We start from the raw sequence: 22,200 nt of genomic DNA, 5'->3' as shown, positions 1-22,200 counted from the left end.
GGGGTGTGTCCGGCGCCGGCATTTTCGGAAAATGCCGGCGGAGCCGCGCAGGACCCCAGCCACAACGGAAGCAACAGGCAAAAGGCGGCAGACGCCGTCGTACGCGCCCTTCCGCCCTGGCTGCTCGTCATGACTGCACCGCACTTCCTGCTCCGGTACGTCCGGTAACTCAACGTTACGGCGGCGGAAGTCGGCGGGGAACGGAGTGGCGGTGACAGTTCGGCCGCAGCTCAGTCACGGAATGGTTGCGCCGGTGGACCGCCAACCGGGCTGCCATGCCGGGCGAGAAGCGGAAAGGCAAACGCCCCCGGCAACGGTGACGTGCCGGGGGCGTTTGCTGAAAGAGCCTGGACTAGGCTGCTGCCTCGGCCTTCTCGGCAGCGGCGAGGGCGCCGAAGATGCCCTTGATCTGCTCAACAACCTCGGCGTCGTCCTTCGGGTGGGTCTCCGCGAAGCGGACCATGGAACCGGGTACGGCCAGCTTGACGTCCTCAAGGATGCGGGCACCGGCGATGCCGGCGGCCTTGCGGGCCTCGTCCTGGGCCCAGACGCCACCGAACTGGCCGAAGGCGGTACCGACGACGGCGGTGGGCTTGCCTGCGAGGGCGCCGGCGCCGAACGGGCGGGACAGCCAGTCAATGGCGTTCTTCAGCGAGGCGGGCATGGTGCCGTTGTGCTCCGGGGTGACCAGAAGCAGGGCGTCGGCCTCATTGGCTGCGGCGCGCAGGGCAGCGGCAGCTTCGGGCACCTGGCCTTCGACGTCGACGTCCTCGTTGTAGAAGGGGAGGTTGCCCAGGGTTTCGTGGATCACGATTTCAAGGTTCTCCGGGGCGTTCAGCTGGATGGCCTCGGCGAGCTTGCGGTTGGTGGATTCGGCGCGGAGGCTGCCGACCAGGGCGAGTACGGTGCTCTTGGACATGTGAACTCCTTGATATCAGGCCGCGGAACGCTCCGCCGGCTGGTTGGTTGTTGGAGGCGTCTTAGGCCTTCACCGATACTAAACGGACTACGGTCCGGATATTATTCCCCGGTCTAGAATGTTTTGTGTGAGCCTCATCCCAATCCGCTCCGGAACCCCCTTCGGGTCCGGCCAGGAACGCAGCGATGCCGCCCGGAACCGGGAACTGCTCCTCTGCGCCGCCCGGGAACTGATCGACGAATGCGGCGTGGACGGCCTCACGATGGACAAGCTGGCCGAACGCGCCGGCGTGGGTAAGGGGACCGTTTTCCGCCGCTTCGGCAGCAGGGCCGGGCTCATGATGACCCTGCTCAGTGCCGCCGAGGCCGAGTTCCAGAGCCGTTTCATGTTCGGGCCGCCGCCGCTGGGCCCGGGGGCTCCGCCCCTTGAGCGGCTCATCGCCTTTGGTGCCGGGCGCATCGGCTACGTCCTGGAGTACGGCGACCTGGCCCGGGCCGCGGACCACTCGCCGTACAACCGGTTTGAGGTGCCGGCCGCTGTCCTGTGGCACCGGCACATTGAGCATCTGCTGCGCGCCGCCGGCTTCGACGCGGACCCGTGGCTTATGGCGGTGTCCCTCAGCGCTACCCTGGATCCGGAGCGGCTGCTCCATGCGGTACGGGTGCACGGGGTTTCCCCGGGGCGCCTCGAGGAGTCATGGCGCCAGCTTGTCACGCGTGTGGTGGGGCCTGCGGAGTAGCGTTGCACCATGAGCACCGACTCCTCCTCCTCGCCCCTGTCCGCGGCCTCCCGGCCCGAGCCGGCTGACGCCGGCCAGCCCATTCGCACCGCCGTGATGGGTTACGGCCTGTCCGGAAGCGTCTTCCACGCGCCGCTGATCGCGGCCAATTCCCGGTACTCGCTGGACGTTATCGCAACGTCCGATGCCGGACGCCAGACGGCCGCGCTGGGACGTTATCCGGGTGTGAAAACAGTGGCCGACGGAGAGGCCGTCCTCGCGCTGGCGGCCGACCTTGACCTCGTGGTCCTGGGGACGCCTCCGGCCACCCACTACCCCTTGGCGAAGGCCGCCCTGGAGGCGGGGCTCGACGTCGTGGTGGACAAGCCCTTCGCGGTGACCAGCGGGCAGGGTCAGGAACTGATCGAACTGGCAGCCCGTCTGGGCAGGGTGCTGACAGTGTTCCAGAACCGCCGCTGGGACGGCGATTACCTCACCGTCAAGGAGCTGTTGGCTGAAGGTTCGCTGGGGAAGGTAACGCGGTTCGAATCCCGGTTCGAGCGGTGGTCCCCGGAGGTGTCCAAGGCCTGGAAGGCGGAGGCCACGGCGGCCGACGGCGGTGGCGTCCTGTTCGACCTTGGCACGCACCTGCTGGACCAGGCACTCGTGCTCTTCGGGCCGGGCGAGGTGGTGCACGCGGAGCTCCTGGCGCGGCGCCCCGGCGAGAGGGTGGACGACGACTGCTTCCTGGCGGTGCGGCACGAGTCCGGCGTGCTGAGCCACCTCTGGATGAACATGCTGTGCGCCCAGCAGGGTCCCCGCTACCGGGTGCTCGGATCCGAGGGGGCCTTCACCAAGCACGGCGTGGACCCGCAGGAGCCCTACATTGTTGCCGGCGGGGGACCGCTGGACGAAGAGTACGGTGTCGAAGCGCCCGAGTGGGCCGGGAAGCTGGGCCGCGACGGGCACCTCGACCGGCTGTCCACAGAGCGCGGCGCCTACCCGGAGTTCTACCGGATCCTTGCGGACAAGATTTCCGACGGCGGCGCATCCTCGCCGCTGCCGGTTCCGGTCGATCCGGCCGGCCCGGTCGACGTGCTGAAACTGATTGAGCAAGCCCGGGCCTTGGCTTAAGGCGGGCTTAAACAGCGATCGGCTGCTCCGTAACTGCCGTTCTGGGGGTCCAAAAGGGCGGCTATGGAGCAGCCGATGCTAACTCCGGCGGGCTACGCGGAGACCAGCTCGTGCCAGTCGGATACCAGGGGCAGGTCGTGGGCCTCGGAGACCGAGTGGTGTGCCACGTGTCCTGCGGCGATGTTCAGGCCTGCGGCCAGGGCGGGATCGCGGTCGAACGCTGCACGGACGCCGAGATTGGCCAGGGCGACGCCGTAGCGGAGCGTGACGTTGGTCAGGGCGTAGGTGGAGGTGTTCGGGACGGCGCCGGGCATGTTGGCCACGCAGTAAAAGATCGTGTTGTGGACCTTGTACGTGGGTTCCTGATGCGTGGTGGGGTGGGTGTCTTCGAAGCAGCCGCCCTGGTCCACGGCGATGTCGACGAGCACGGAGCCGGGCTTCATGCGGGCGACGAGTTCGTTGGTGACGAGCTTGGGGGCCTTGGCGCCGGGGATCAGGACGGAGCCGATGACCAGGTCGGCGTCGACGACGGACTTTTCGATCTCGTACTTGTTGGATGCGACGGTCTTCAGGCGGCCCTGGTACTGGGCATCGAGTTCCCGCAGGCGGTTGATGTTGATGTCCAGGATGGTGACGTCCGCGCCCAGGCCCAGGGCCATGGCGGCGGCGTTGGTGCCGGCCACACCGGCGCCGAGGACGACGACCTTGGCCGGGCGGACGCCCGGGACGCCGCCCAGGAGCACGCCCTTGCCGCCGGCGGGGGCCATGAGGGAGGTGGCCCCGACCTGGACTGAGAGCCGGCCTGCGACCTCGGACATCGGGGCGAGCAGCGGAAGGGTGCGGCCTTCCTGGACGGTTTCGTAGGCGATGGCGGTGACGCCGGAGTTGATGAGCTCGGCGGTGAGTTCAGGTTCGGCGGCGAGGTGGAGGTAGGTGAAGAGAATCAGGTCCTTGCGGAAGCGGTGGTATTCCGCGGCGATGGGTTCCTTGACCTTCATGACCATGTCCGCGCGGGCCCAGACCTCGTCGGCGTCGGTGACGATTTCGGCGCCGGCGATGGCGTATTCCTCGTCCGTGATGCCCGAGCCCAAGCCTGCGCCGCGCTCAAGAAGGACCGTGTGGCCGTGGGTGCGGAACTCGTGAACGCCGGCAGCGGTGATGGCGACTCGGAATTCGTTGTTCTTGATCTCTTTGGGGACACCGATGATCATTTTCTGGGCTCCATGTTCTATGGCTTTGTGGGCCGGAAGTTGCGGGGGAGTTGTGCTTCCAGAATAGATCCGGCTGTGAGGTACACGACAGGTTGAGCCGAGGCTGACCGCAGCGAGAACCGCGACTTTCCGCGATTTTTGGAGTCCGCGCCTAGACGTTTGTCGAGCATGGGGGCGTCAAGTGTCGCCTGCTGTCCGTTCGCCCGGAATGCCTTCCGGGACGTAGTCTTGCTGCATGCAGCAGGACGTGGAGGAGCTCGTGGAGCGCGTGGCGCAGAAGCTGGGCCGCGGCCTGTCGCTTGAGGACCTGGACGGGCTCTTGCTCGCCTACAGTTCCAACCAGTCGCACGCCGACCGGGTCCGGGTGAACTTCCTGCTCAGCAAGCGCGTGCCGGTCGACGTCAAGGCGTGGCAGCTCTCGCACGGGATCGCCACGGCGGTGCGCCCCGTCGTGGTTCCTGCCAACCAGGAGCTGGGAATGCTGGGACGCGTCTGCGTCCCGCTGATGGTCCGCGGTTTCCGCGTCGGTTACCTCTGGGTGCAGCAGGACCTTGAGGAGGAAAGCGCGACGGCGATTCTCACCCAGCTGCCCGACGTCCGGAACGAGCTTGAGCTGCTTTCCGGGCTGCTCCTGGACTCCAACACGGCTGAATCCGAGTTCCGGCGCAGCCGCGAACGCGAGTTCCTGGCCGCTTGTGCCGGGGAGGCCAACGCTGTGGCCGCGGTGGCAGGCTGGAAGGAAGTGCAGGACCGCGGCCCCTGGCAGCTGGTGACGGTCCTCGACGCCGACGGCTGGGCGGCGCCTGATCCGATCGCCTCCACGCTCATTCACAGGTCCGCGGCGCTGCAGGCAACCATCGGCGTGGACGCGGCCCTGTTCAGTGCCGGCGCCGAAACCCATGCCGTGGTGCTGTTCCGGGAATCCACGGGCCGCGCCAACCACGCCCAGGTGCTGGTCCACTACCAGCTGGAGCTCGCTAAACGTTCGGGCCGACACGTGCACCGCATCATCCTCGGAATCAGCGAGGGCTTCACCCGGACCAAGGACTTCGCCGAGGCCTACCGGCAGTCGCGGGTGGCCGCCCAGGCCGCGGCGGTGGACGCCCAGCTGGGGGAACTCGTGGATTGCCGGGCGACGGGCGTCTACCAACTCCTTGCCTCAGCCGGCGGAGGCGCCGGCGTCTGGGGCGATGCGGGGTCCGTGAACTTCCGGGCGCTGGAGGACCACGACCGCAACGGGGAACTGCTGCCCGTTCTTGAGCTGCTCTACGACAACGACGGTTCCGTGCAGGATGTCGCGGAGAAGCTCCATCTGCACCGCAGCAGCATTTACAACCGGCTGGGCCGGATCCGGCAGCTGCTGGGGGTGGATCCGCTGAAGGGCATGGTCCGGCTGGAGCTGCACGCCGCACTCAAAGCGCGGCGGTGGGCGGCGCGGCCGCGGATCTAGGCCGCGGGTCCGTTCCTGCGTCCAGCCGTCGGATCCAGCCGTCAGGCGGCATTTCCGTCCAGCAGCGGCCGCTGTTCCACCGGGCGCTGCTCCCCGCCGGGCTGCTCGCCCGGGAAGTGTTCCTTCACAAGCTGCTCAGGCGGGTGCTCCAGCGCCGTGGCGTCCGGGATCTGCGGCAGCAGGCCCTGCAGCTGGCCGCGGCGCCGGGAAATCCTGCTTTCCGCCCACATTGAGACGGCCACATAGGCTACGCAGCTGGACGTGAAGATGGCCGTGTTGTTCAGTTCCACGATCATTCCGAGTACGGCTGCCACACTCATGGCGGCAATGCCCGCCACGATGTGCAACCCCCGGAATCTCAACACGAGTAAAGAGTAACCCCGCCCAGTGGCTCGATTCCCTGGTTTGGCGGGATCGTTGCTTGATCCTTATCACGCCGTCACCGGGGAGTGGAGGCACGTCATTTTGCGTCCCGCAAACATTGTCAGGAGCCGTCGGCGCGTTCCGCGGCGGCCTGTTGCTTCTTCTGCCCTTCCAGCCAAGCCATGATCGCCGCCAGACGGATCCGGCGGTGCGTTCCGCGGTATTCCACGGCTATCTCACCCCGGTCCGTCATGTTCCGCAGGTACGTGTGGGAAATTCCGGCGAGTTCCGCGGCCTGGGACGTGGTGAGCACTTCTTCCACGCTGCTCACCGTCACAGCCTCGCCGCGGCTGAACCGCGCCAGGAGGTCGACGACGGCGTCCCTCGCCGCGGGTGGCAGGCGGTGGACAGTGCCGTCCACGAACACGGTGATGTCGGTGCCGCCGTCAAGCGCATGATGGAGTTTCTGTGCATCCTCGGCGGGAAGTGCGGCCGCCACCCTGGGAGCTATCAATGCCATGGCAGAAGCCTAACCGCTGCCATGGCGATGGCCCCGGGCTGTGCCAGCGGCGGGTATGCTCAGCGGATGAAACTGGACGACGGAGTGGATGTTACGGCGAACGGCCTGACCGGCCGCCTTTACGTGTCCCCGGCCGGCCCGGGACAGGCAACCGGCATGGGGCAAACCGGCCCAGAACAGGCGGCCGGTATGGGGGAACAGGCGTCCGGTATGGGGCGCGCGGGCGAGCCTTCGACCGCAGGGCCTCAGGTCTTCGTGCTGCTCCACGGCATCGGGGTCTCGCACCGCTACCTGGCCAAACTTCACCTGGAATTGGCTGGGGGCAGCGGGTTGGCGGGCGGCCGGCAGGCGCGCGGCGCCGTCGTCTACTCCTTCGACCTGCCCGGTTTCAGCGAAACGCCGCGGCCGGGCCGCCAGGTGACGGTGGGCGAATATGCAGCCTTCGTCGCGGCGGTCCTCGCCGACGCCGGCGTCCAGTCCTGTGTGGTGGTGGGCCATTCCATGGGGACGCAGTTCGCCGCGGAGCTCGCCCTCCAGGAACCGGGCCTCGTAAGCCGCGTGGTGCTCATGGGCCCGGTGGTGGATCGAGCGCGGAAGAGCGCCGTCTGGCACTCGCTTGCCCTGACCCGTGACTCACTGTTCAGCGAAAGCCCGTCCACCAACGTTGTGGTCTTCACCGACTATTTCAAGACCGGGCTCCGCTGGTACCTGACGCAGCTGCCCGTGATGATGGAGTACCCGTTGGACACGAGGGTGTGCGGCATAACCCAGCCCGTGCTGGTGCTCCGCGGCGGCAGGGACCCCATTGCCCGCCGTCCCTGGTGCGAATTCCTCGCACGCCAGGCGCCGCAGGGGACATTTGTGGAAGTGCCCGGCTTCGGGCACGTGGTTCAGGACAGCGCGCCGGCGGCCGTGGCCCAGGCCATTGTCCACTGGGCCAGCACAGCCGCCGACGGCATCACAGCCTAGGCAGAACAGTCACCTCGGCTACAGGCCGAGCTCTTCGAGGACCGGGAGCTTCTCCCGTACCCAGGCTCGCGCTTCGGTGGCACTGGGCGCGGACAGCGCCAGTTTGGCAAGCTCCTGCGCCTCGGCCAGTGTGACGGTCTTGAGGACCGCGGCCACGGCAGCCAGTGAACGGGCCGTCATGGACAGGGTGGTCACGCCGAGGCCGGTCAGGACGACGGCGAGGGCGGGGTCGGCCGCTGCCTCACCGCAGACGCCCACGGGCTTGTTGTGGCCCTCGATTGCCGCCCCTTCCACTGTCAGCCCCACCAGTCGCAGTACTGCCGGCTGCCAGGGCGTGTTCAGGCCGGCCAGCGGACCGAGCTGGCGGTCGGCGGCCATCGCGTATTGCGTGAGGTCATTGGTGCCCAGGCTGGCGAAGCCCACTTCTCGCAGGATGGTGTCGGCGGTGAGGGCGGCGGACGGAACCTCCACCATCACGCCTGGGGTCTCGATTCCGGCTTCGGCGCACATCGTGGCGAACCGGGCAGCCTCCTCGGCCGTGGAAATCATCGGGGCCATGACCCAGACATCGGCCGCTGACTGCTTCTCGGCGAGGGCGATCGCCTCCAGCTGGCGCTCCAGGACGCCCGGAGTGGTGAAGTCCGTCCGGTAGCCGCGGACGCCCAGAGCCGGGTTGGGCTCGGTGGAGTCTGTCAGGAACGGGAGCGGCTTGTCAGCGCCGGCGTCGAGGGTCCGGAGGACCACCTTCTTGCCGGGGAAGGCATCAAAAACACCCTTGTAGGCGGCAGCCTGCTCCTCAACCGAGGGCTCGGTGTCGCGCTCCAGGAAACAAAATTCGGTCCGGAACAGACCCACGCCCTGCGCTCCGAGCTTGGCTGCGGCCTCGGCGTCCTTGGCACCTCCCACATTGGCGAGCAGCGGGACCAGGTGCCCGTCCGCCGTCGCGCCCGTGCCGCTGAACTCGGCGAGAAGGGAGGCGGTGGCCGCCCAGGTCTCGGCTGCAGCGCGCAGCGAATCGTCAGGGTTGGCGGTGATGGAGCCTGCCGCGCCGTCCACATAGACCTCGGTGCCGTCCGGCAGTTCGTCCACGCCCACCGCGGCCACCACGGCCGGCAGCCCGAGCGAACGCGCAATGATGGCGGTGTGTGACTGCGGGCCGCCGCCGGCCGTCACCAGCGCGAGCACCTTGTTCGGGTCCAGGGTTGCGGTATCGGCGGGCGCAAGATCTTCGGCCACGAGGATGAACGGAGACTCTGAGGTGGGAATGCCCGGGGCAGCTACGCCGCGGAGCTGGGCCACGATGCGGGCGCGGACGTCGAGGATGTCGGTTGCCCGTTCCGCCATGTAGCCGCCGAGATTGTGGAGCATTTCCGCGACCGATGAGCCCGATTCCCAGATTGCGCGCTGCCCGGACATGCCACGGGCGATCAGCTTCGCCGCGCCCTTGATCAGCATGGTGTCCTTGGCCATCAGGGCCGTCGCTTCAAGGACGGCTTTGCCGTCTCCGGTGGCGTGGTCTGCGCGGGCCTTGAGCTCATCGTGCACGGCATTCGCTGCTGCCTTCAGCGCCGCCGTCGCGTCCTCCGGGGACGTGCCGGCCGGCAGCTGTTCGCTGGCCGGGGGTTCGCTGATGGGCTTGGGCATCTGCCGGACGGTGCCGATGATGCGGCCTGGGCTGACGCCAACTCCTGGGAAGTTCTGCACTGAAGGTCCTCGTTCTCTGCCGGTAGCCAGGCCCGCCGGTCCCTGCCCGGACTGGTCCGGGCGGTTCGGAACGGCTGCGTCCGATGTTGTGTGCGGTGCCTGAAAAAATTGTATGTGATGCAGTTCATATAGCGTTGCTATAGGTGATAGGGTAGCGGTTATGAGTTTCGATGGCCAGCTTCCGCCAAAGATGAGGTTGTTGCGTGCGGCGGCCGAATTGCTGGCCAAGTCCTCGGGAGCAGCCGTATCAACCCGCCAGATCACACAGCTGGCAGGGGTTACAGCGCCCACCCTGTACCACCACTTTGGTGACAAGGAGGGCCTGTTTGACGCGGTAGTTGCCGCGGGATTCGAAGAATATGTGGCGGGCGAACGCGATTTCGCCCCGTCCGGACATCCGCTGGAAGACATCCGGCGGATGTGGGACAACCACGTGCAGTTCGGGCTCAACCAGCCGGAACTGTATCTGGTCATGTTCGGTAACATCCGCCCCGAGAGTCGCCCGTCCATCGTTGCCGATGCCGAGGCCCTCATGGAGGAAATGCTGAACAAGGCCGCCGCGGCCGGGCAGCTGAACGTCCAGCCGCGGGAAGCGGCAAGAAGCATCCTGGCCGCCAACGTAGGCGTGACGCTCATGCTGATCGCGGAACCGGTGGCGGAGCGCAACCTCGAACTGTCCACCATGACCCGGGACGCCATGATCTTCGCGGTGGCCGCCGACCAGGGCCGGGAAGCCGGCCCGGAGGATTCCGGAAAGTCCTCAGTGGTGGTGGCTGCCATAGCGCTGAACGCGGCGCTGCAGGCATCCCACTCAGACCAGCTCTCCAGCTCGGAACTCAAGCTCTTTCTCGAATGGCTCCACAGGATCTCCACCAGTTCCACCAGCTAGTCGTCGAAAATATCGGACCATCCTGCGGTGCAGCAGGGATCACGGTTAGGAAATCACATGGCAACAGAGACAGTTGCAAAACCCCGTACCAGTGCGCGCGTTCACGTCCAGAAGTTCGGGACGTTCCTGTCCGGCATGATCATGCCGAACATCGGGGCGTTCATAGCCTGGGGCATCATCACGGCGCTCTTCATTGAAAAGGGCTGGATACCCGTCCCTCAACTTGGCGGCTTTGGCACCAACGCAGCGGGCGCGCCTAACGTCGGCCTTGTCGGCCCCATGATCACCTACCTGCTGCCGCTCCTGATCGCCTACACCGGCGGCAAGATGGTCTACGACGTCCGCGGTGGCGTGGTTGGCGCCATCGGCACCATGGGCGTGATCGTCGGCGCCGGTATCCCCATGTTCATTGGCGCCATGATCATGGGTCCCCTCGGCGGCTGGACCATCAAGAAGCTCGATGCCCTCTGGGACGGCAAGATCAGGCCCGGCTTCGAGATGCTCGTGAACAACTTTTCCGCTGGCATTTGGGGCGCATTACTGGCCATGCTCGGCTTCTACGGCATTTCCCCGTTGGTTCAGGCCTTCAGCACGGCCGCCGGCAATGTGGTCCAGTTCCTGGTCAACAATGGCCTCCTGCCGCTGACCAGCATCTTCATCGAACCTGCCAAGGTCCTCTTCCTCAACAACGCCATCAACCACGGCGTGCTGACCCCGTTGGGCATCCAACAGTCGCTTGCGCAGGGCAAATCCATCCTGTTCCTGCTCGAGGCCAACCCGGGTCCGGGCTTGGGCATCCTCCTTGCCTACATGTTCTTCGGCCGTGGCGCGGCGAAGGCCTCAGCCCCCGGCGCCGCCCTCATCCACTTCTTTGGTGGCATCCACGAAATCTACTTCCCGTACGTCCTGATGCGCCCGCTGCTGATCCTGGCAGCGATCGCAGGTGGCATGACGGGTATCGCCACCCTGGCAGTCACCGGCTCCGGCCTCGTCGCTCCGGCGGCCCCGGGCTCCATCATCGCCGTGATCGCCCAAACCTCCAGGGACAGCTATGTGGGCGTAATCCTCTCGGTTCTGCTTGCCGCCACCGTGTCATTCCTGGTCGCCTCGGTGATTCTGAAGACCACTCGCCACAGTGACGAGGGCGACCTCAGCGCCGCTACCAGCCGCATGGAGGGCATGAAGGGCAAGAAGAGCTCCGTCTCCTCCGTCCTCACGGGTGCGGGCGCCGGCGGAACCGCGGTCCTGACGCGTCCCGTCGAGAACATCGTGTTCGCGTGCGACGCCGGCATGGGCTCCAGTGCCATGGGCGCCTCCGTGCTGCGGAACAAGATCAAGGCGGCGGGCTTCCCGGGCGTCAAGGTCACCAACGCGTCCATCGCCAGCCTCAACGACACCTACGACGTGGTGGTCACGCACCAGGACCTCACCGAGCGGGCCAAGCCCGTCACGTCCAGCGCCGTCCACTACTCCGTGGACAACTTCATGAACAGCCCGCGCTACGACGAGATCGTGGAACTGGTCAAGAGCAGCAACGCACCGGAATCTGCCGGCGGGGATGCTGCGGCACCCGCCGCCCCCGCTGCTGCGGCTGGCGCCGCCGCTGGCGAGATGCCCGCGGAAGCCGGCGCCCCGCCGTCGGACATCCTTGTGGCTGACAGCGTGGTCCTCAACGGCTCCGCCGCAACCCGAGACGCCGCGATCGACGAGGCGGGCCAGCTGCTGCTGGCGCGCGGCGCCGTGGACAACGACTACATCCTCGCCATGCACGAGCGCGAGGAATCCGTTTCCACATACATGGGCAGCTTCCTGGCGATCCCGCACGGCACCAACGCCGCCAAGGACCACATCAAGAAGTCCGCAGTTTCCGTGATCCGCTACCCGGACGGCATCGACTGGAACGGCAAGCAGGTCAAGTTCGTGGTGGGCGTTGCCGGCATCAACAACGAACACCTCCACATCCTTTCCTCCATCGCGAAGGTTTTCACGAACAAGGCGCAGGTGGCGCAGCTTGAGGCCGCAACGTCAGTGGAGGAAGTGCTGGATCTGTTCGGAAAGGTCAACGCATAGTGAAGGCTGTACATTTCGGAGCCGGGAACATCGGCCGCGGGTTCGTGGGGCTGCTGCTGCACCAGGCCGGGTACGAGGTGGTCTTCGCGGACGTGGCGGAAGCCCTCATCTCCCAGTTAGCGGCCGCGGACAGCTACGACGTGCACGAGGTGGGGGAGAACCCCACGGTGCGCACCGTGGACAACTTCCGGGCGGTCAACTCGGGCACGCAGGAGCAGCAGCTGATCTCGGAGATCGCGACGGCGGATATCGTCACCACCGCTGTTGGGCCGCACATCCTGAAGTTCGTGGCCCCGGCAATCGCGAAGGGGATTGCGGCCCGTGCCGCCGACCTGGCGCCGCTGCAGGTGATGGCTTGCGAGAACGCCATCAACGCCACGGACATCCTGCGTGAGGCGATCGTCTCGTCATGGGACGACGCCGCCGGGCCGCTGGAGGACGTGGCCGTGTTCGCCAACACCGCCGTGGACCGGATCGTGCCCAACCAGGAGGCGGGCCAGGGGCTGGACGTGACGGTGGAGACGTTCTACGAGTGGGTCATCGACCGCACGCCCTTCGGCGGCTCCGCGCCGGTCATCCCCGGGGCGACGTTTGTGGACGAACTCGGGCCTTACATCGAGCGCAAGCTGTTCACGGTCAACACGGGACACGCCTCTGCGGCGTACTTCGGGTTCGAGGCCGGACTGGAGAAGATTTCCGACGCCATGGCGGACCAGGACGTGGCGGCCGATGTCCGGGCAGTGCTCGACGAAACCAAGCAGCTGCTCGTTTCCAAGCACGGGTTCAACCACGAGGAGCAGGAAGCCTACGTCCAGAAGATCCTGGGCCGGTTCTCCAACCCGCACCTGCCGGACACCGTGAACCGCGTGGGGCGGGCGCCGCTGCGAAAGCTCAGCCGGAACGAGCGGTTCATTGGTCCGGCCGCGGAACTCGCGGAGCGCGGAATTGTCCCGGAGGCGCTCCTTGGGGCCATCGCGGCGGCCCTGCGCTTCAACGACCCCGCCGACACCGAAGCGGTGGAACTCGGTCAGATTCTGGCCTCCACCGAGCCGGCCGACGCGACCGAGCAGATCACCGGGCTGACGGCCGACCACCCGCTGTTCGCCGCCGTCTGCGGGCTCGTAGAGGAGCGCAAAGCAGAGGGCGTCACGGCGCCGGCATAGGCGTACCCAGCCACCGGCACAAGGCACGACGCCGGAGCTCAGGTGAGTTCCGGCGTCGTGCGTTTGCGCCGTGCGTTTGCGTCGTGCGCTAGCCGGCGGACACGGTGCCGGCCGCTGCCTGCACGGCCTCGCGCATGGGAGTCGCGGGCCGGCCGATCAGCGAGCTCAGATCACCGCTGGTCACGAGCAGATCGCCCCGGGCGATGCCGAGGTCGCTGTCCGCAAGGATGGCGGCGTAGGCCTCAGGCAGCCCGGCATCGACGAGCACCTGCGCGTACTGTTCCGCCGGCAGGTCCTGGTACTTCACCGGCGTGCCCGTGGCGGCGCTGACCTCTCCGGCGAGATCGCTGAGGGTAAACGGCTCGTCACCCCCGAGCTCGTAGACCTTGCCGGCCTGGTCGTCCCTGAGCAGCACCTCTGCAGCGGCCTGGGCGTAGTCGGCCCGGGTGGCGGCGCTGACCTTGCCATCCCCGGCGCTGCCGAGCACGGAGCCGTACTGGAGCTGCACGGCAAGCTGGTCGGTATAGTTCTCCAGGTACCAGCTGTTGCGGAGCAAAGTGAAGGGCAGGCCCGAATCACGGAGGGCCTGTTCCGTGGCCTGATGTTCGGCGGCCAGTTGCATGCCGGTCCTGTCAGCGTTGGCGATGCTGGTGTAGGCGATCAGTCCGACGCCCGCCTCACGGGCGGCGTCGATGGCCTTCCGGTGCTGCTCAATACGCTGGCCGACCTCGCTGCCGGAGACCAGCAGCACCTTCTCGGCGTCCTTGAACGCCTGATGCAGGGAATCGGCGTCGTTGTAATCGATGGGGAGGACCTGGACGCCTTGCTCGGCGAAGTCGGCGATCTTGGCAAGATTCCGGCCGGCGGCCACGATCTGTTCCGCGGGAACGTTGCGGTTGAGAAGTGCTTCGACGACGAGGCGGCCGAGCTGGCCGGTGGCGCCGGTAACGACGATGGTCATGGTTTATTGCCTTTCACCAGTGGAGTGAGTGTCACTGATGCAAACCGTCCGCCCGGTTGGATGCTTCCCAGAAGAGAGTACGCACTTTAAGGTAAGGTACCTGCATGAAGGTTAGTGCCCAGGTCAGCGAGCCTGTATTTCCCTTTGCTGACGGTATTTTCCCCGCGGGCTGTCCCAGCAGGACTGTTCTCGACCATGTCACGAGCAAGTGGGGCGTCCTGATTCTGGTCGCCCTGTCCGAGGGGCCGCAGCGCTGGAGTGACCTGCGCCGGCGCGCCGAAGGCATCAGCGAGAAGATGCTGGCACAAACCCTGAAGACCCTCGAAGGCGACGGGTTCGTGCGCCGCGACGCCCAGCCGATCATTCCTCCCCGGGTCGACTACAGCCTCAGCGCCAGCGGCCATGACCTTGCCTCGCTGATGCTGCCCCTGGTCGCCTGGATTGCCGAGCACGCGGACGGGATCGTCAACCCTCGGCCGGGTTCCGCGGATTCTGGGCCGGCCTCTAAAGCCGTTCGAAGCTAAGCAGCCTGCCGGGACGCCCGCGCGGACAGCTGAGAGCGCCGACGGATGACGTACTCCGCCGCCGCGACGTTGATCACCCAGCCCGCCCCCAGGAGCACCGCGCGGGTCGGAACGTCGGTTGGGCCCACCAGCAGTAGCCAGGGGATGCTGACCAGGGCTTGGGTTCCCGCGCCGACGGCGATCGCATAGGCGCGCGTCATCCAGGCGCTGTGCCGTACGAAGTCACGGCGCCAGATCGCGACGAGGCCCAGGACGATGCTCACCAGCATTGCCGTCCCGAAGAACAGCCGGAGCGGGACGTCGGTGTGGCCGTCCGGGAGGGCGTAGAAGACAGACATCCACAGGCCGGAGAGGGCGGCGAGCAGGCCGGCTGGTATCAGGATGCGGCCGGCGATGCGGTGCCAGCCATGCCGGCGTCGCAGTGAGGGAACGAACTGGAACGCTCCGAGCAGGGAGTACACGGTGACGCTCGCAATGTGCGTCACCACCGGGACTGGTGACGCGAAAAACCGCGCGTTCTGCGGCGTGATGGTAGCCCCGGCCGTCAACTCGGTCAGGCGCAGGGCCCCGAAAATCACCGGGATCAGGCTGAGGAGGATCAGCCCGGCAGGCACGGGCCACTGGGCCCGGGGGAGCCTGACGAGCGTCGGGGCACCGATGATTTCAGTTGGCATGTCGAATCCTCCGCTTCCCGGTGTACGGTGTACACCTCATGCCTGACCATAGGTGTACGGTGTACACTTGTCAATGGAAAACGGCAAAGGGAAGGTGCGCACATGACTCAGCAGATGGAGACTGCGCGCCGGGTCCCCCTGAGTCGGGACCGCGTGCTGGAGGCCGCCGTCCGGCTTGCCGATGAGGTGGGCATCGAGCTGGTCAGCATGCGCAGGCTGGCGCAGGAGCTCGGCGTGGTGCCCATGGCGCTGTACAAGCACGTGGCGAATAAAGAGGAACTTCTCGACGGGATGGTGGGCACGCTGGTCGGCGAGATCGATCCTCCAGTCGGCGATGCAGGCTGGAAAACTGCGGTCAAGCTGAGGGTGCTCTCGGCGAGGCGGGCGCTCCTCAGGCATCCCTGGGGCCGCCCGGTGCTGGAATCCCGTACCAACAGGACGCCGGCCGTGCTTGGGTACATGGACTCGTTTATCGCGATGTTCCTGGCCGGCGGTTTCTCTGTCGATCTCACCCACCACGTCATGCATGCCCTCGGCAGCCGCATGTGGGGCTTTACCCAGGAGCTGTTCGACGATCCGGCAGGCCAGGCGGCGGGTGGCCAGGCCGAGATGCACCCGGAGGTGCAGGCCGCAATGTACCGGGAGATGGCTGCACGCTATCCGAGCATATTGCAGGTCGCCATGGCGGCCACACACGATGACGGCCAAGTGGTTGGGCAGGGCTGTGACGACCAGTTTGAGTTTGAGTTCGCCCTCGATCTGCTCCTTGACGGCTTTGAGCGACTTCATCACCAGGACTGGACCTCGAAGAGGGCGAAGCTGGACCAGGGATGGTCCGACGCCATAGGTTGAGGGGATGGAGGTCCTCGACTGGCTGCTCGACTCTGACCCCTCGGTCCGCTGGCAGGTCTTGCGTGACCTCACCGACGCGCCGGAGGAGGATGTACTCGCCGAGCGGGCCCGCATTTCTTCAGAAGGCTGGGGTGCCCGCATGCTCGAGCTGCAAGGCGAGGACGGCCAATGGGACGGGGGCACGTTCTTCCCGTCATCCTACGATGGCTCCGAGAATGGCCAGCCCTGGACCGCCACGACCTATAGGGTGCTGCTCCTGCGCGACCTCGGCCTGGATCCCCGCAGCGATGCGTCCCGCCGCGCCGTCGAGCTCGTCCGGGAGAACAGCCGCTGGGAAGAGGGTGGCCAGCCGTTCTTCGAAGGCGAGGTGGAGCCGTGCATCAACGGCAAGGCCGTCGCCCTCGGCGCCTACTTCGGGGAGAACGTCGACGGTGTGGTTGCGCGCCTGCTCGGTGAGCAGCTTACCGACGGCGGCTGGAACTGCGAGGCGGAACGAGGCTCCACGCGGTCGTCATTCGCGACGACGATCAACGTACTCGAAGGGCTTCTGGAACATGAACGGGCCACCGGGGGGACGCCGGCGTCGGTCGCGGCCCGGCGGCGTGGCGAGGAGTATCTGCTGGAGCGCGCCCTTCTCCGGCGCAAGAGCACAGGGGAGCTGATCGACCGGGACTGGCTGCAGTTCTCGTACCCCACACGCTGGTTCTACGACGTGCTCCGCGGACTTGAGTACTTCCGGGCTGTCGGGGGACCGCCGGATGAACGCATGGCCGAGGCGGTCGGGGTGCTGCGCTCGAAGCGGCGGTCCGACGGGACCTGGCTGCTGGAGAACACCCATCCCGGGCGGGTGCATTTCGCCCTGGAGGTCGGCGACGGACGGCCGAGCCGGTGGAACACGCTCAGGGCGCTGCGTGTACTCGAGTGGTACGGGCACCAGTAACCTCGAGCCCTGGAACGACGACAAAAAAGGCAGGGACCGGGGCGAAGATCCCGGTCCCTGCCTTCGGAAATTCGAGCTAGCTGGCTGACGCCGTCTCGGCGGCCGCCATTGCCTTCCATTCCGCCACGCGTGCCTGGTGCAGCGGCGAGCGGCGGACCACAGCGTAGGCCGCGCCAAGGACGGCGAACCAGATCGGCGTGACCAGCAGCGCCGTGAGCGTGTCCGGCTGCGTCGTCAGTGCCCAGACCAGGAACGCGAAGAACGCGAAGACCACCCACACCACGGGAATGCCGCCGGGCATCTTGAAGGTTGAGGCCCGGTGGAGTTCGGGGCGGCGTTTCCGGAACACGAGGTAGCTGGCAAGGATGATGGACCAGACGAACATGAAGCAGACGGCGGACACGGTGGTCACCATGTCAAACGCCACTCCCACGTCCTTGCCTGCATACAGCAGTGCCACGCCGGCGAGCAGCAGCACGCAGGAGAGGAACAGGGCGTTCTGCGGGACCTTGCGGCTGGAGAGACGGCCGAAGACCTTGGGGGCGTCGCCGTCGTTGGCAAGCCCGTAGACCATGCGCGAGGTGGAGTAGATCCCGGAGTTGGCCGAGGACATGGCGGATGTCAGCACCACGAGGTTCACTACGGTTGCCGCGATCCCCAGCCCGGCCAGCGAGAACATGCCGATGAACGGGCTGTGGCCCGCCTGGAACTCGGTCCACGGCGTGACGGACATCAGGATGACGAGTGCGCCGACATAGAACAGCATGACGCGCAGCGGGATAGCGTTGATGGCGCGGGGCAGGTTGTGTTCCGGGTTCTTGGTTTCGGCCGCGGCTGTTCCCACCAGCTCGATGCCCACGAATGCGAAGACCGCGATCTGGAAGCCAGCCACGAAGCCCATGAACTCGCGCGGGAAGAAACCGCCGTGGTTCCAAAGGTTCGTGAAAGTGGCCGTGCCGGCGTCGGACTGGAAACCGGTGAAGATCATCACCAGGCCCACGGCGATCAGCGCCACGATGGCCACGATCTTGATCAGCGCGAACCAGAACTCGGTCTCGCCGAAGGTCTTAACCGTGGGCAGGTTCAGCAGCAGCAGGATCACGATGGTGGCCAAGCCGGGGTTCCACAGCTGGATGCCTGGCCACAACTCGTTGGCGTAGCCGGCAATCGCGATCACGTCGGCCACGCCGGTCACCACCCAGCAGAACCAGTAGGTCCAGCCGGTGAAGAAGCCTGCCCAGGGGCCCAGGAGGTCCCCGGCGAAGTCGCTGAACGACTTGTAGTTGAGGTTGGACAGCAGCAGCTGGCCCATGGCCCGCATCACGAAGAACAGCATGAAGCCGATGATCATGTATACGAAGATCACGGACGGCCCTGCCACCGAGATGGTCTTGCCGGAGCCCATGAACAGCCCGGTGCCGATGGCGCCGCCGATGGCCAGCAGCTGGATGTGCCGGTTGCTCAGCGAGCGTGAAAGGTGGGGCTCGCTGTCCCGGCTGGAGGCAGTTCTCTGCCCAGTGGTTGTCTGCTCAGACATGTGCAAAATCCTTTGGAAAGTCCGCCGCGAGGGTGGTGGCGGTTACAAAATCAGCGTCTCCAACCTACATCCTGGTCGCGCAGGACGACGTATCACCCGTCTCAGCTGCCCCATCCCCGGCCCGCCGGAGCGGCGGGGGCTGTACGCCCTGTCTTCGCGAGGGGGCAGACGGCGACTTCCAGGGGCCCCAAGTGTTCGTTCGGGCTAACTGCACTTGACTGTTAGGGCGCCTAACTATTAGGCTACCTAACTATGAGCACACGCGAACAAACCGAGCTGCAGACCCTCGCCCAGGACTTCCGTGAGGCGCTGCGCCACAGCGTGTACCTCGTGCGCCGCCTCGACGCCGACGGCGATCTCAGCGCCGCCCAGCTCAGCACGCTCAAAATGCTGCTCGACGACGGCGTCCGCGTGGGGGAGATCGCCCGCAACCTCGGCGTGAAAGTTCCCAGCGCCACCGAACAGGTCATCAAGCTCGAACGTGCCGGCCTCGCCCGCCGCGAAGCGGACCCGGACGACTCACGTGCCGTCCGGGTGGTGCTGACCACGGAAGGCCGTGCCGCCGTCGACTCCGCCAATGAGCGCCGCAACGCCGTCATGGCCGGGATCCTGGCGGCGCTCACGGAGGACGACCGGAAGGCCCTCGCCGCCGCGCTGCCCGTTATCGACAAAATCAACAGCTCACTTCAGAACTGAAACAGCCAACACTTAGGAGTGCCATCCATGGACGGCCAGCGCGCAGAGACTCTGCCGGCAGTGCAGGAAAACGCAGTGCAGGAAACGCTCGAGGCGGAAAAGGCCTCGATCCTCAAACAGCCCAAGGCGGTGTGGGCCACTGCCCTCGCGGCGGTGTTCGCGTTCATGGGCATAGGCCTCGTGGACCCCATCCTGCCGGCCATCGCCAAGAACCTGGATGCCAGCCCCAGCCAGGTCTCGCTGCTGTTCACCAGCTACTTCCTGGTCACCGCCGTCGCCATGCTGATCACCGGCTTCGTTTCCTCGCGGATCGGCGGCAAGCGGACCCTGCTGGCCGGCCTGGCCGTCATCGTGGTGTTTTCCTCCCTGTCCGGAACGTCGGGCAGTGTGGGTGAGCTGATCGGGTTCCGCGCCGGCTGGGGTCTGGGTAACGCGCTCTTCGTGGCCACGGCGCTGGCCGTCATCGTGGGAGTGGCCAGCGGCGGTGCAGGCACCGCGATCATCCTGTACGAGGCCGCCCTGGGGCTGGGCATCTCCCTGGGCCCGCTCCTCGGCGCGTTCCTTGGTGGCTGGCAGTGGCGGGCACCGTTCTTCGGCACCGCCGTACTCATGGCGGCCGCTTTCATTGCCCTCATCGCCCTGCTGCCCAAGACGCCTCTCCCCGAACGCAAAGTACGGCTCCGTGACCCGCTGCTCGCCCTGGGCCACAAGGGACTGCGGACGACCGCGGCCAGCGGCCTGTTCTACAACTACGGCTTCTTCACGGTTCTCGCCTTCACGCCCTTCATCCTGGGCATGGACGCGTACGGCATCGGCGGAGTGTTCTTTGGCTGGGGCGTCGCCGTCGCGGTATTCTCCGTTTTCGTGGCGCCGGTGCTCCAGAACCGCTTCGGCGCAACCAGGGTGCTCACCGATACGCTCGCCGTGCTGATGCTTGACCTGATCGGGCTGGGCCTCGCCGCCGGGCACTCGGTGCCGGTGGTTGTGGTGCTGGTGGTGGTCTCGGGTGCGCTGCTGGGAATCAACAACACGATCTACACCGAACTCGCGATGGGCGTATCGGACTCGCCGCGGCCGGTTGCCTCGGCAGGCTACAACTTCGTCCGCTGGATGGGCGGCGCGCTGGCCCCGTTCGCCGCGGCACAGCTGGGCGAACACTTCGGTCCCCAGGTGCCGTTCTTTGCGGGAGCGGCAGCCATGGTGGTGGCCATCGCCGTTGTGTTGGGCGGGCGCCGGTACCTGGCGGCCCACGAGCCCCACGTGGTCTGAGCGGGACGTCCGCAGCCAGGCGTCTGCGCTGGCATGGGACGCGCTGATATAGGAAAAGACGCCCACGTTCCTGAGGAACGTGGGCGTCTTCCGTTTCATGCCGGGGGAGCCAAGAGCCGGTCAGACCTTAACGGACCCCTTGGGAACAAACAGGGTCTCAGCCTGTTCCAGCGACATGCCGTTCGTCTCCGGCACCTTGTACATGACGAAGAAGAACGATGCTGCGGCAAACAGTGCGTACATGGCGTACGTCAGCGGCAGCGAGCCTGCGGCCATCATGGGGAAGCTCAGGGTGATGGCGAAGTTGGCGATCCACTGGGCGGCGGCGGCCAGCCCCAGGGCGCGGGCGCGGATCCGGGACGGGAAGATCTCGCCCAGCAGCACCCAGACGAGCGGGCCCCAGGAGGCGCCGAAGCTGACCACGAAGACGTTGGCCGCGACGAGGGCAACGGGGCCCCAGGCGCCGGGGAGCGAAATGTCAGAACCGGTGCCCTTGGCCGAGGCGAAGGCCAGGGCCATGGCGCCCAGCGATACCGCCATGCCGATGGAGCCGGCGAGCAGGATGGGCCGGCGGCCGATCCGGTCCACGAGGGCGATGGCCACCAGGGTCACCAGGATGTTGGTGATGGAGGTGGCCACTGAGATGGTCAGCGAGTCCTTCTCCTGGAAGCCCACGGCCTTCCACAGCGTGGTGGAGTAGTAGAAGATCACGTTGATGCCCACGAACTGCTGCAGCACGGAGAGCGTGATGCCGATCCAGACCACGGCCTGCAGCCCGAACACCTTGCCGCGCAGTGAACCCTTCTTGCCTGCGAGCTGGTCTTCCTCGATCGCTTCGCGGATTTCACGGAGGTGGCGCTCGGTGTCCTCATCCGGGGCGATGGATTCGAAGACCTTGCGCGCCTGATCCTCCTTGCCCTGGAAGACCAGGAAGCGCGGGGATTCGGGCAGCGTGTAGGAGACGGCGCCGTAGACAACTGCGGGGACGGCGGCGGCGAGGAACATCCAGCGCCAGGCCTCGATGCCCAGCCAGAGCGGCTGGTCGGCGCCGCCGGCGGAGGTGGCGAACAGTGCATCGGACAGCAGTGCGGCGAAGATGCCGGTGGTGATGGCCAGTTGCTGGAGCGATGCGAGGCGCCCGCGAACGTGCCGCGGTGAGATCTCGGAGATGTAGGCCGGCGCGATCACCGAGGCCAGGCCGATGCCCAGGCCGCCCACGAGCCGCCAGAAGATCAGGTCCCAGACGCCGAAGCAGAAGCCGGTGCCGATGGCGCTGATCAGGAACAGGAGCGAGCCCAGTTTCATGGCGGGGATCCGGCCGTAGCGGTCGGCCACCTTGCCGGCCATGTACGCACCGGCCGCGCAGCCCAGCAGGGCCACGGCCACGGCGAAGCCGGTGACACCCTCGCTCAGGGCGAATTCTTCCTTCATGGCGTCGACTGCACCGTTGACCACGGACGAGTCGAAACCGAACAGGAAGCCGCCCACGGCGCCGGCGAGCGCGAGCCAAATGACCCGCTGCGGGATCCTGGCGGTTGGTTGCTCCTTGGCGGTGGGCATGGTTCTCCCTCGGGGGTTTGGGGATGGGTGAATGCGGTGCGGACGTCGTCGGCTGCGGTACCGGCCCAGACGGCCGG

General features: G+C 66.7%; 21 protein-coding genes. 12 read left to right on the top strand and 9 right to left on the bottom strand.

What is annotated here, in order from left to right; genetic code table 11:
• Window positions 1-352 precede the first annotated feature (352 nt).
• Window positions 353-919: an NADPH-dependent FMN reductase gene (locus tag LQ144_RS17085; RefSeq protein ID WP_230119896.1), complete on the bottom strand. Its 567-nt coding sequence runs from the start codon at window positions 917-919 to the stop codon at window positions 353-355.
• 127 nt (window positions 920-1,046) lie between these two features.
• On the opposite strand from LQ144_RS17085, the gene LQ144_RS17080 reads away from it, so the two are divergent.
• Both LQ144_RS17080 and LQ144_RS17075 read left to right on the top strand, forming a co-directional pair.
• A complete protein-coding gene (locus LQ144_RS17080; RefSeq protein WP_230119895.1) occupies window positions 1,047-1,658 on the top strand; it encodes a TetR/AcrR family transcriptional regulator in 612 nt (203 codons plus the stop codon).
• A gap of 9 nt (window positions 1,659-1,667) precedes the next feature.
• Entirely contained in the window at window positions 1,668-2,771 is a 1,104-nt protein-coding gene (locus tag LQ144_RS17075) for a Gfo/Idh/MocA family oxidoreductase (protein WP_290369785.1), read from the top strand.
• A gap of 92 nt (window positions 2,772-2,863) precedes the next feature.
• Here the strand turns inward: LQ144_RS17075 and ald are convergent, their stop codons facing one another.
• A complete protein-coding gene (gene ald / locus LQ144_RS17070; protein ID WP_230119894.1) occupies window positions 2,864-3,982 on the bottom strand; it encodes an alanine dehydrogenase in 1,119 nt (372 codons plus the stop codon).
• 235 nt (window positions 3,983-4,217) lie between these two features.
• Here ald and LQ144_RS17065 point away from each other — a divergent pair, with 235 nt between their 5' ends.
• Window positions 4,218-5,432, top strand: coding sequence for a helix-turn-helix domain-containing protein (locus LQ144_RS17065; RefSeq protein ID WP_230119893.1), 1,215 nt, complete (start codon window positions 4,218-4,220; stop codon window positions 5,430-5,432).
• 41 nt (window positions 5,433-5,473) lie between these two features.
• On the opposite strand, the gene LQ144_RS17060 is transcribed toward LQ144_RS17065, so the two are convergent.
• Together LQ144_RS17060 and LQ144_RS17055 are read right to left on the bottom strand one after the other, a co-directional pair.
• The gene (locus tag LQ144_RS17060) at window positions 5,474-5,797 is read right to left on the bottom strand and encodes a hypothetical protein (RefSeq protein WP_230119892.1); all 324 of its coding nucleotides are present in this window, start codon (window positions 5,795-5,797) and stop codon (window positions 5,474-5,476) included.
• A 119-nt stretch (window positions 5,798-5,916) separates the two neighbouring features.
• Window positions 5,917-6,315, bottom strand: a complete 399-nt coding sequence (locus tag LQ144_RS17055) for a helix-turn-helix domain-containing protein (RefSeq protein WP_230119891.1) — start codon at window positions 6,313-6,315, stop codon at window positions 5,917-5,919.
• 66 nt (window positions 6,316-6,381) lie between these two features.
• Between LQ144_RS17055 and LQ144_RS17050 the strand changes: the two genes are divergently transcribed.
• Window positions 6,382-7,284 (top strand): alpha/beta hydrolase, encoded by a 903-nt coding sequence (locus LQ144_RS17050; protein WP_230119890.1) that lies wholly within the window; start codon window positions 6,382-6,384, stop codon window positions 7,282-7,284.
• Between the two features lie 18 nt (window positions 7,285-7,302).
• Here the strand turns inward: LQ144_RS17050 and ptsP are convergent, their stop codons facing one another.
• Window positions 7,303-8,988 (bottom strand): phosphoenolpyruvate--protein phosphotransferase, encoded by a 1,686-nt coding sequence (gene ptsP, locus LQ144_RS17045; RefSeq protein WP_230119889.1) that lies wholly within the window; start codon window positions 8,986-8,988, stop codon window positions 7,303-7,305.
• Between the two features lie 160 nt (window positions 8,989-9,148).
• Between ptsP and LQ144_RS17040 the strand changes: the two genes are divergently transcribed.
• The 3 genes from LQ144_RS17040 to LQ144_RS17030 are packed head-to-tail and all read left to right on the top strand — an operon-like array spanning window position 9,149 to window position 13,110.
• Window positions 9,149-9,877, top strand: a complete 729-nt coding sequence (locus LQ144_RS17040; RefSeq protein ID WP_230119888.1) for a TetR/AcrR family transcriptional regulator — start codon at window positions 9,149-9,151, stop codon at window positions 9,875-9,877.
• Between the two features lie 57 nt (window positions 9,878-9,934).
• Window positions 9,935-11,947: a PTS mannitol transporter subunit IICBA gene (locus tag LQ144_RS17035; RefSeq protein WP_230119887.1), complete on the top strand. Its 2,013-nt coding sequence runs from the start codon at window positions 9,935-9,937 to the stop codon at window positions 11,945-11,947.
• Window positions 11,947-13,110 carry a mannitol-1-phosphate 5-dehydrogenase gene (locus LQ144_RS17030; protein WP_230119886.1) on the top strand — a complete coding sequence of 388 codons (1,164 nt, stop codon included), beginning with the start codon at window positions 11,947-11,949 and terminating at the stop codon, window positions 13,108-13,110. The genes LQ144_RS17035 and LQ144_RS17030 overlap by 1 nt, the downstream gene beginning before the upstream one ends.
• A gap of 88 nt (window positions 13,111-13,198) precedes the next feature.
• Here the strand turns inward: LQ144_RS17030 and LQ144_RS17025 are convergent, their stop codons facing one another.
• Window positions 13,199-14,071, bottom strand: a complete 873-nt coding sequence (locus tag LQ144_RS17025) for an SDR family oxidoreductase (RefSeq protein WP_230119885.1) — start codon at window positions 14,069-14,071, stop codon at window positions 13,199-13,201.
• Window positions 14,072-14,175: 104 nt separating this feature from the next.
• Between LQ144_RS17025 and LQ144_RS17020 the strand changes: the two genes are divergently transcribed.
• Entirely contained in the window at window positions 14,176-14,595 is a 420-nt protein-coding gene (locus tag LQ144_RS17020) for a helix-turn-helix domain-containing protein (protein ID WP_230119884.1), read from the top strand.
• Here LQ144_RS17020 and LQ144_RS17015 read toward each other — a convergent pair.
• The gene (locus LQ144_RS17015; protein ID WP_230119883.1) at window positions 14,592-15,269 is read right to left on the bottom strand and encodes a DUF2306 domain-containing protein; all 678 of its coding nucleotides are present in this window, start codon (window positions 15,267-15,269) and stop codon (window positions 14,592-14,594) included. The two genes, LQ144_RS17020 and LQ144_RS17015, sit on opposite strands and share 4 nt — an antisense overlap.
• Window positions 15,270-15,371: 102 nt before the next feature.
• On the opposite strand from LQ144_RS17015, the gene LQ144_RS17010 reads away from it, so the two are divergent.
• Both LQ144_RS17010 and LQ144_RS17005 read left to right on the top strand, forming a co-directional pair.
• Window positions 15,372-16,121 carry a TetR/AcrR family transcriptional regulator gene (locus LQ144_RS17010; protein WP_230119882.1) on the top strand — a complete coding sequence of 250 codons (750 nt, stop codon included), beginning with the start codon at window positions 15,372-15,374 and terminating at the stop codon, window positions 16,119-16,121.
• A gap of 4 nt (window positions 16,122-16,125) precedes the next feature.
• Entirely contained in the window at window positions 16,126-17,061 is a 936-nt protein-coding gene (locus tag LQ144_RS17005; protein WP_230119881.1) for a hypothetical protein, read from the top strand.
• 76 nt (window positions 17,062-17,137) lie between these two features.
• Here the strand turns inward: LQ144_RS17005 and LQ144_RS17000 are convergent, their stop codons facing one another.
• Window positions 17,138-18,598 (bottom strand): amino acid permease, encoded by a 1,461-nt coding sequence (locus LQ144_RS17000; RefSeq protein ID WP_230119880.1) that lies wholly within the window; start codon window positions 18,596-18,598, stop codon window positions 17,138-17,140.
• Window positions 18,599-18,850: 252 nt separating this feature from the next.
• On the opposite strand from LQ144_RS17000, the gene LQ144_RS16995 reads away from it, so the two are divergent.
• Together LQ144_RS16995 and LQ144_RS16990 are read left to right on the top strand one after the other, a co-directional pair.
• The gene (locus tag LQ144_RS16995; protein WP_230119879.1) at window positions 18,851-19,294 is read left to right on the top strand and encodes a MarR family transcriptional regulator; all 444 of its coding nucleotides are present in this window, start codon (window positions 18,851-18,853) and stop codon (window positions 19,292-19,294) included.
• Window positions 19,295-19,321: 27 nt separating this feature from the next.
• Window positions 19,322-20,563, top strand: coding sequence for an MFS transporter (locus LQ144_RS16990; RefSeq protein ID WP_230119878.1), 1,242 nt, complete (start codon window positions 19,322-19,324; stop codon window positions 20,561-20,563).
• Window positions 20,564-20,683: 120 nt separating this feature from the next.
• Here the strand turns inward: LQ144_RS16990 and LQ144_RS16985 are convergent, their stop codons facing one another.
• Window positions 20,684-22,123, bottom strand: a complete 1,440-nt coding sequence (locus LQ144_RS16985; RefSeq protein ID WP_230119877.1) for a sugar porter family MFS transporter — start codon at window positions 22,121-22,123, stop codon at window positions 20,684-20,686.
• Window positions 22,124-22,200 lie beyond the last annotated feature (77 nt).

The sequence above is a fragment of the Arthrobacter sp. Bi83 genome (assembly GCF_918698095.1).
Lineage (GTDB): Bacteria > Actinomycetota > Actinomycetes > Actinomycetales > Micrococcaceae > Arthrobacter.
The sequence above is the reverse complement of the archived record's forward strand: the minus strand, read 5'-3'. Positions and strand labels throughout refer to the sequence as shown.

What these genes read in the sequence shown, in the direction of transcription:
- LQ144_RS16990 (WP_230119878.1), top strand. Translation starts at nt 19,322, where the DNA reads ATGGACGGCCAGCGCGCAGAGACTCTGCCGGCAGTGCAGGAAAACGCA.
- LQ144_RS16985 (WP_230119877.1), bottom strand. Translation starts at nt 22,123, where the DNA reads ATGCCCACCGCCAAGGAGCAACCAACCGCCAGGATCCCGCAGCGGGTC.
- LQ144_RS17005 (WP_230119881.1), top strand. Translation starts at nt 16,126, where the DNA reads ATGGAGGTCCTCGACTGGCTGCTCGACTCTGACCCCTCGGTCCGCTGG.
- LQ144_RS17055 (WP_230119891.1), bottom strand. Translation starts at nt 6,315, where the DNA reads ATGGCATTGATAGCTCCCAGGGTGGCGGCCGCACTTCCCGCCGAGGAT.
- LQ144_RS17040 (WP_230119888.1), top strand. Translation starts at nt 9,149, where the DNA reads ATGAGTTTCGATGGCCAGCTTCCGCCAAAGATGAGGTTGTTGCGTGCG.
- LQ144_RS17050 (WP_230119890.1), top strand. Translation starts at nt 6,382, where the DNA reads ATGAAACTGGACGACGGAGTGGATGTTACGGCGAACGGCCTGACCGGC.
- LQ144_RS17000 (WP_230119880.1), bottom strand. Translation starts at nt 18,598, where the DNA reads ATGTCTGAGCAGACAACCACTGGGCAGAGAACTGCCTCCAGCCGGGAC.
- LQ144_RS17085 (WP_230119896.1), bottom strand. Translation starts at nt 919, where the DNA reads ATGTCCAAGAGCACCGTACTCGCCCTGGTCGGCAGCCTCCGCGCCGAA.
- ald (WP_230119894.1), bottom strand. Translation starts at nt 3,982, where the DNA reads ATGATCATCGGTGTCCCCAAAGAGATCAAGAACAACGAATTCCGAGTC.
- LQ144_RS17035 (WP_230119887.1), top strand. Translation starts at nt 9,935, where the DNA reads ATGGCAACAGAGACAGTTGCAAAACCCCGTACCAGTGCGCGCGTTCAC.
- LQ144_RS16995 (WP_230119879.1), top strand. Translation starts at nt 18,851, where the DNA reads ATGAGCACACGCGAACAAACCGAGCTGCAGACCCTCGCCCAGGACTTC.
- LQ144_RS17020 (WP_230119884.1), top strand. Translation starts at nt 14,176, where the DNA reads ATGAAGGTTAGTGCCCAGGTCAGCGAGCCTGTATTTCCCTTTGCTGAC.
- LQ144_RS17010 (WP_230119882.1), top strand. Translation starts at nt 15,372, where the DNA reads ATGACTCAGCAGATGGAGACTGCGCGCCGGGTCCCCCTGAGTCGGGAC.
- LQ144_RS17025 (WP_230119885.1), bottom strand. Translation starts at nt 14,071, where the DNA reads ATGACCATCGTCGTTACCGGCGCCACCGGCCAGCTCGGCCGCCTCGTC.
- LQ144_RS17065 (WP_230119893.1), top strand. Translation starts at nt 4,218, where the DNA reads ATGCAGCAGGACGTGGAGGAGCTCGTGGAGCGCGTGGCGCAGAAGCTG.
- LQ144_RS17075 (WP_290369785.1), top strand. Translation starts at nt 1,668, where the DNA reads ATGAGCACCGACTCCTCCTCCTCGCCCCTGTCCGCGGCCTCCCGGCCC.
- LQ144_RS17015 (WP_230119883.1), bottom strand. Translation starts at nt 15,269, where the DNA reads ATGCCAACTGAAATCATCGGTGCCCCGACGCTCGTCAGGCTCCCCCGG.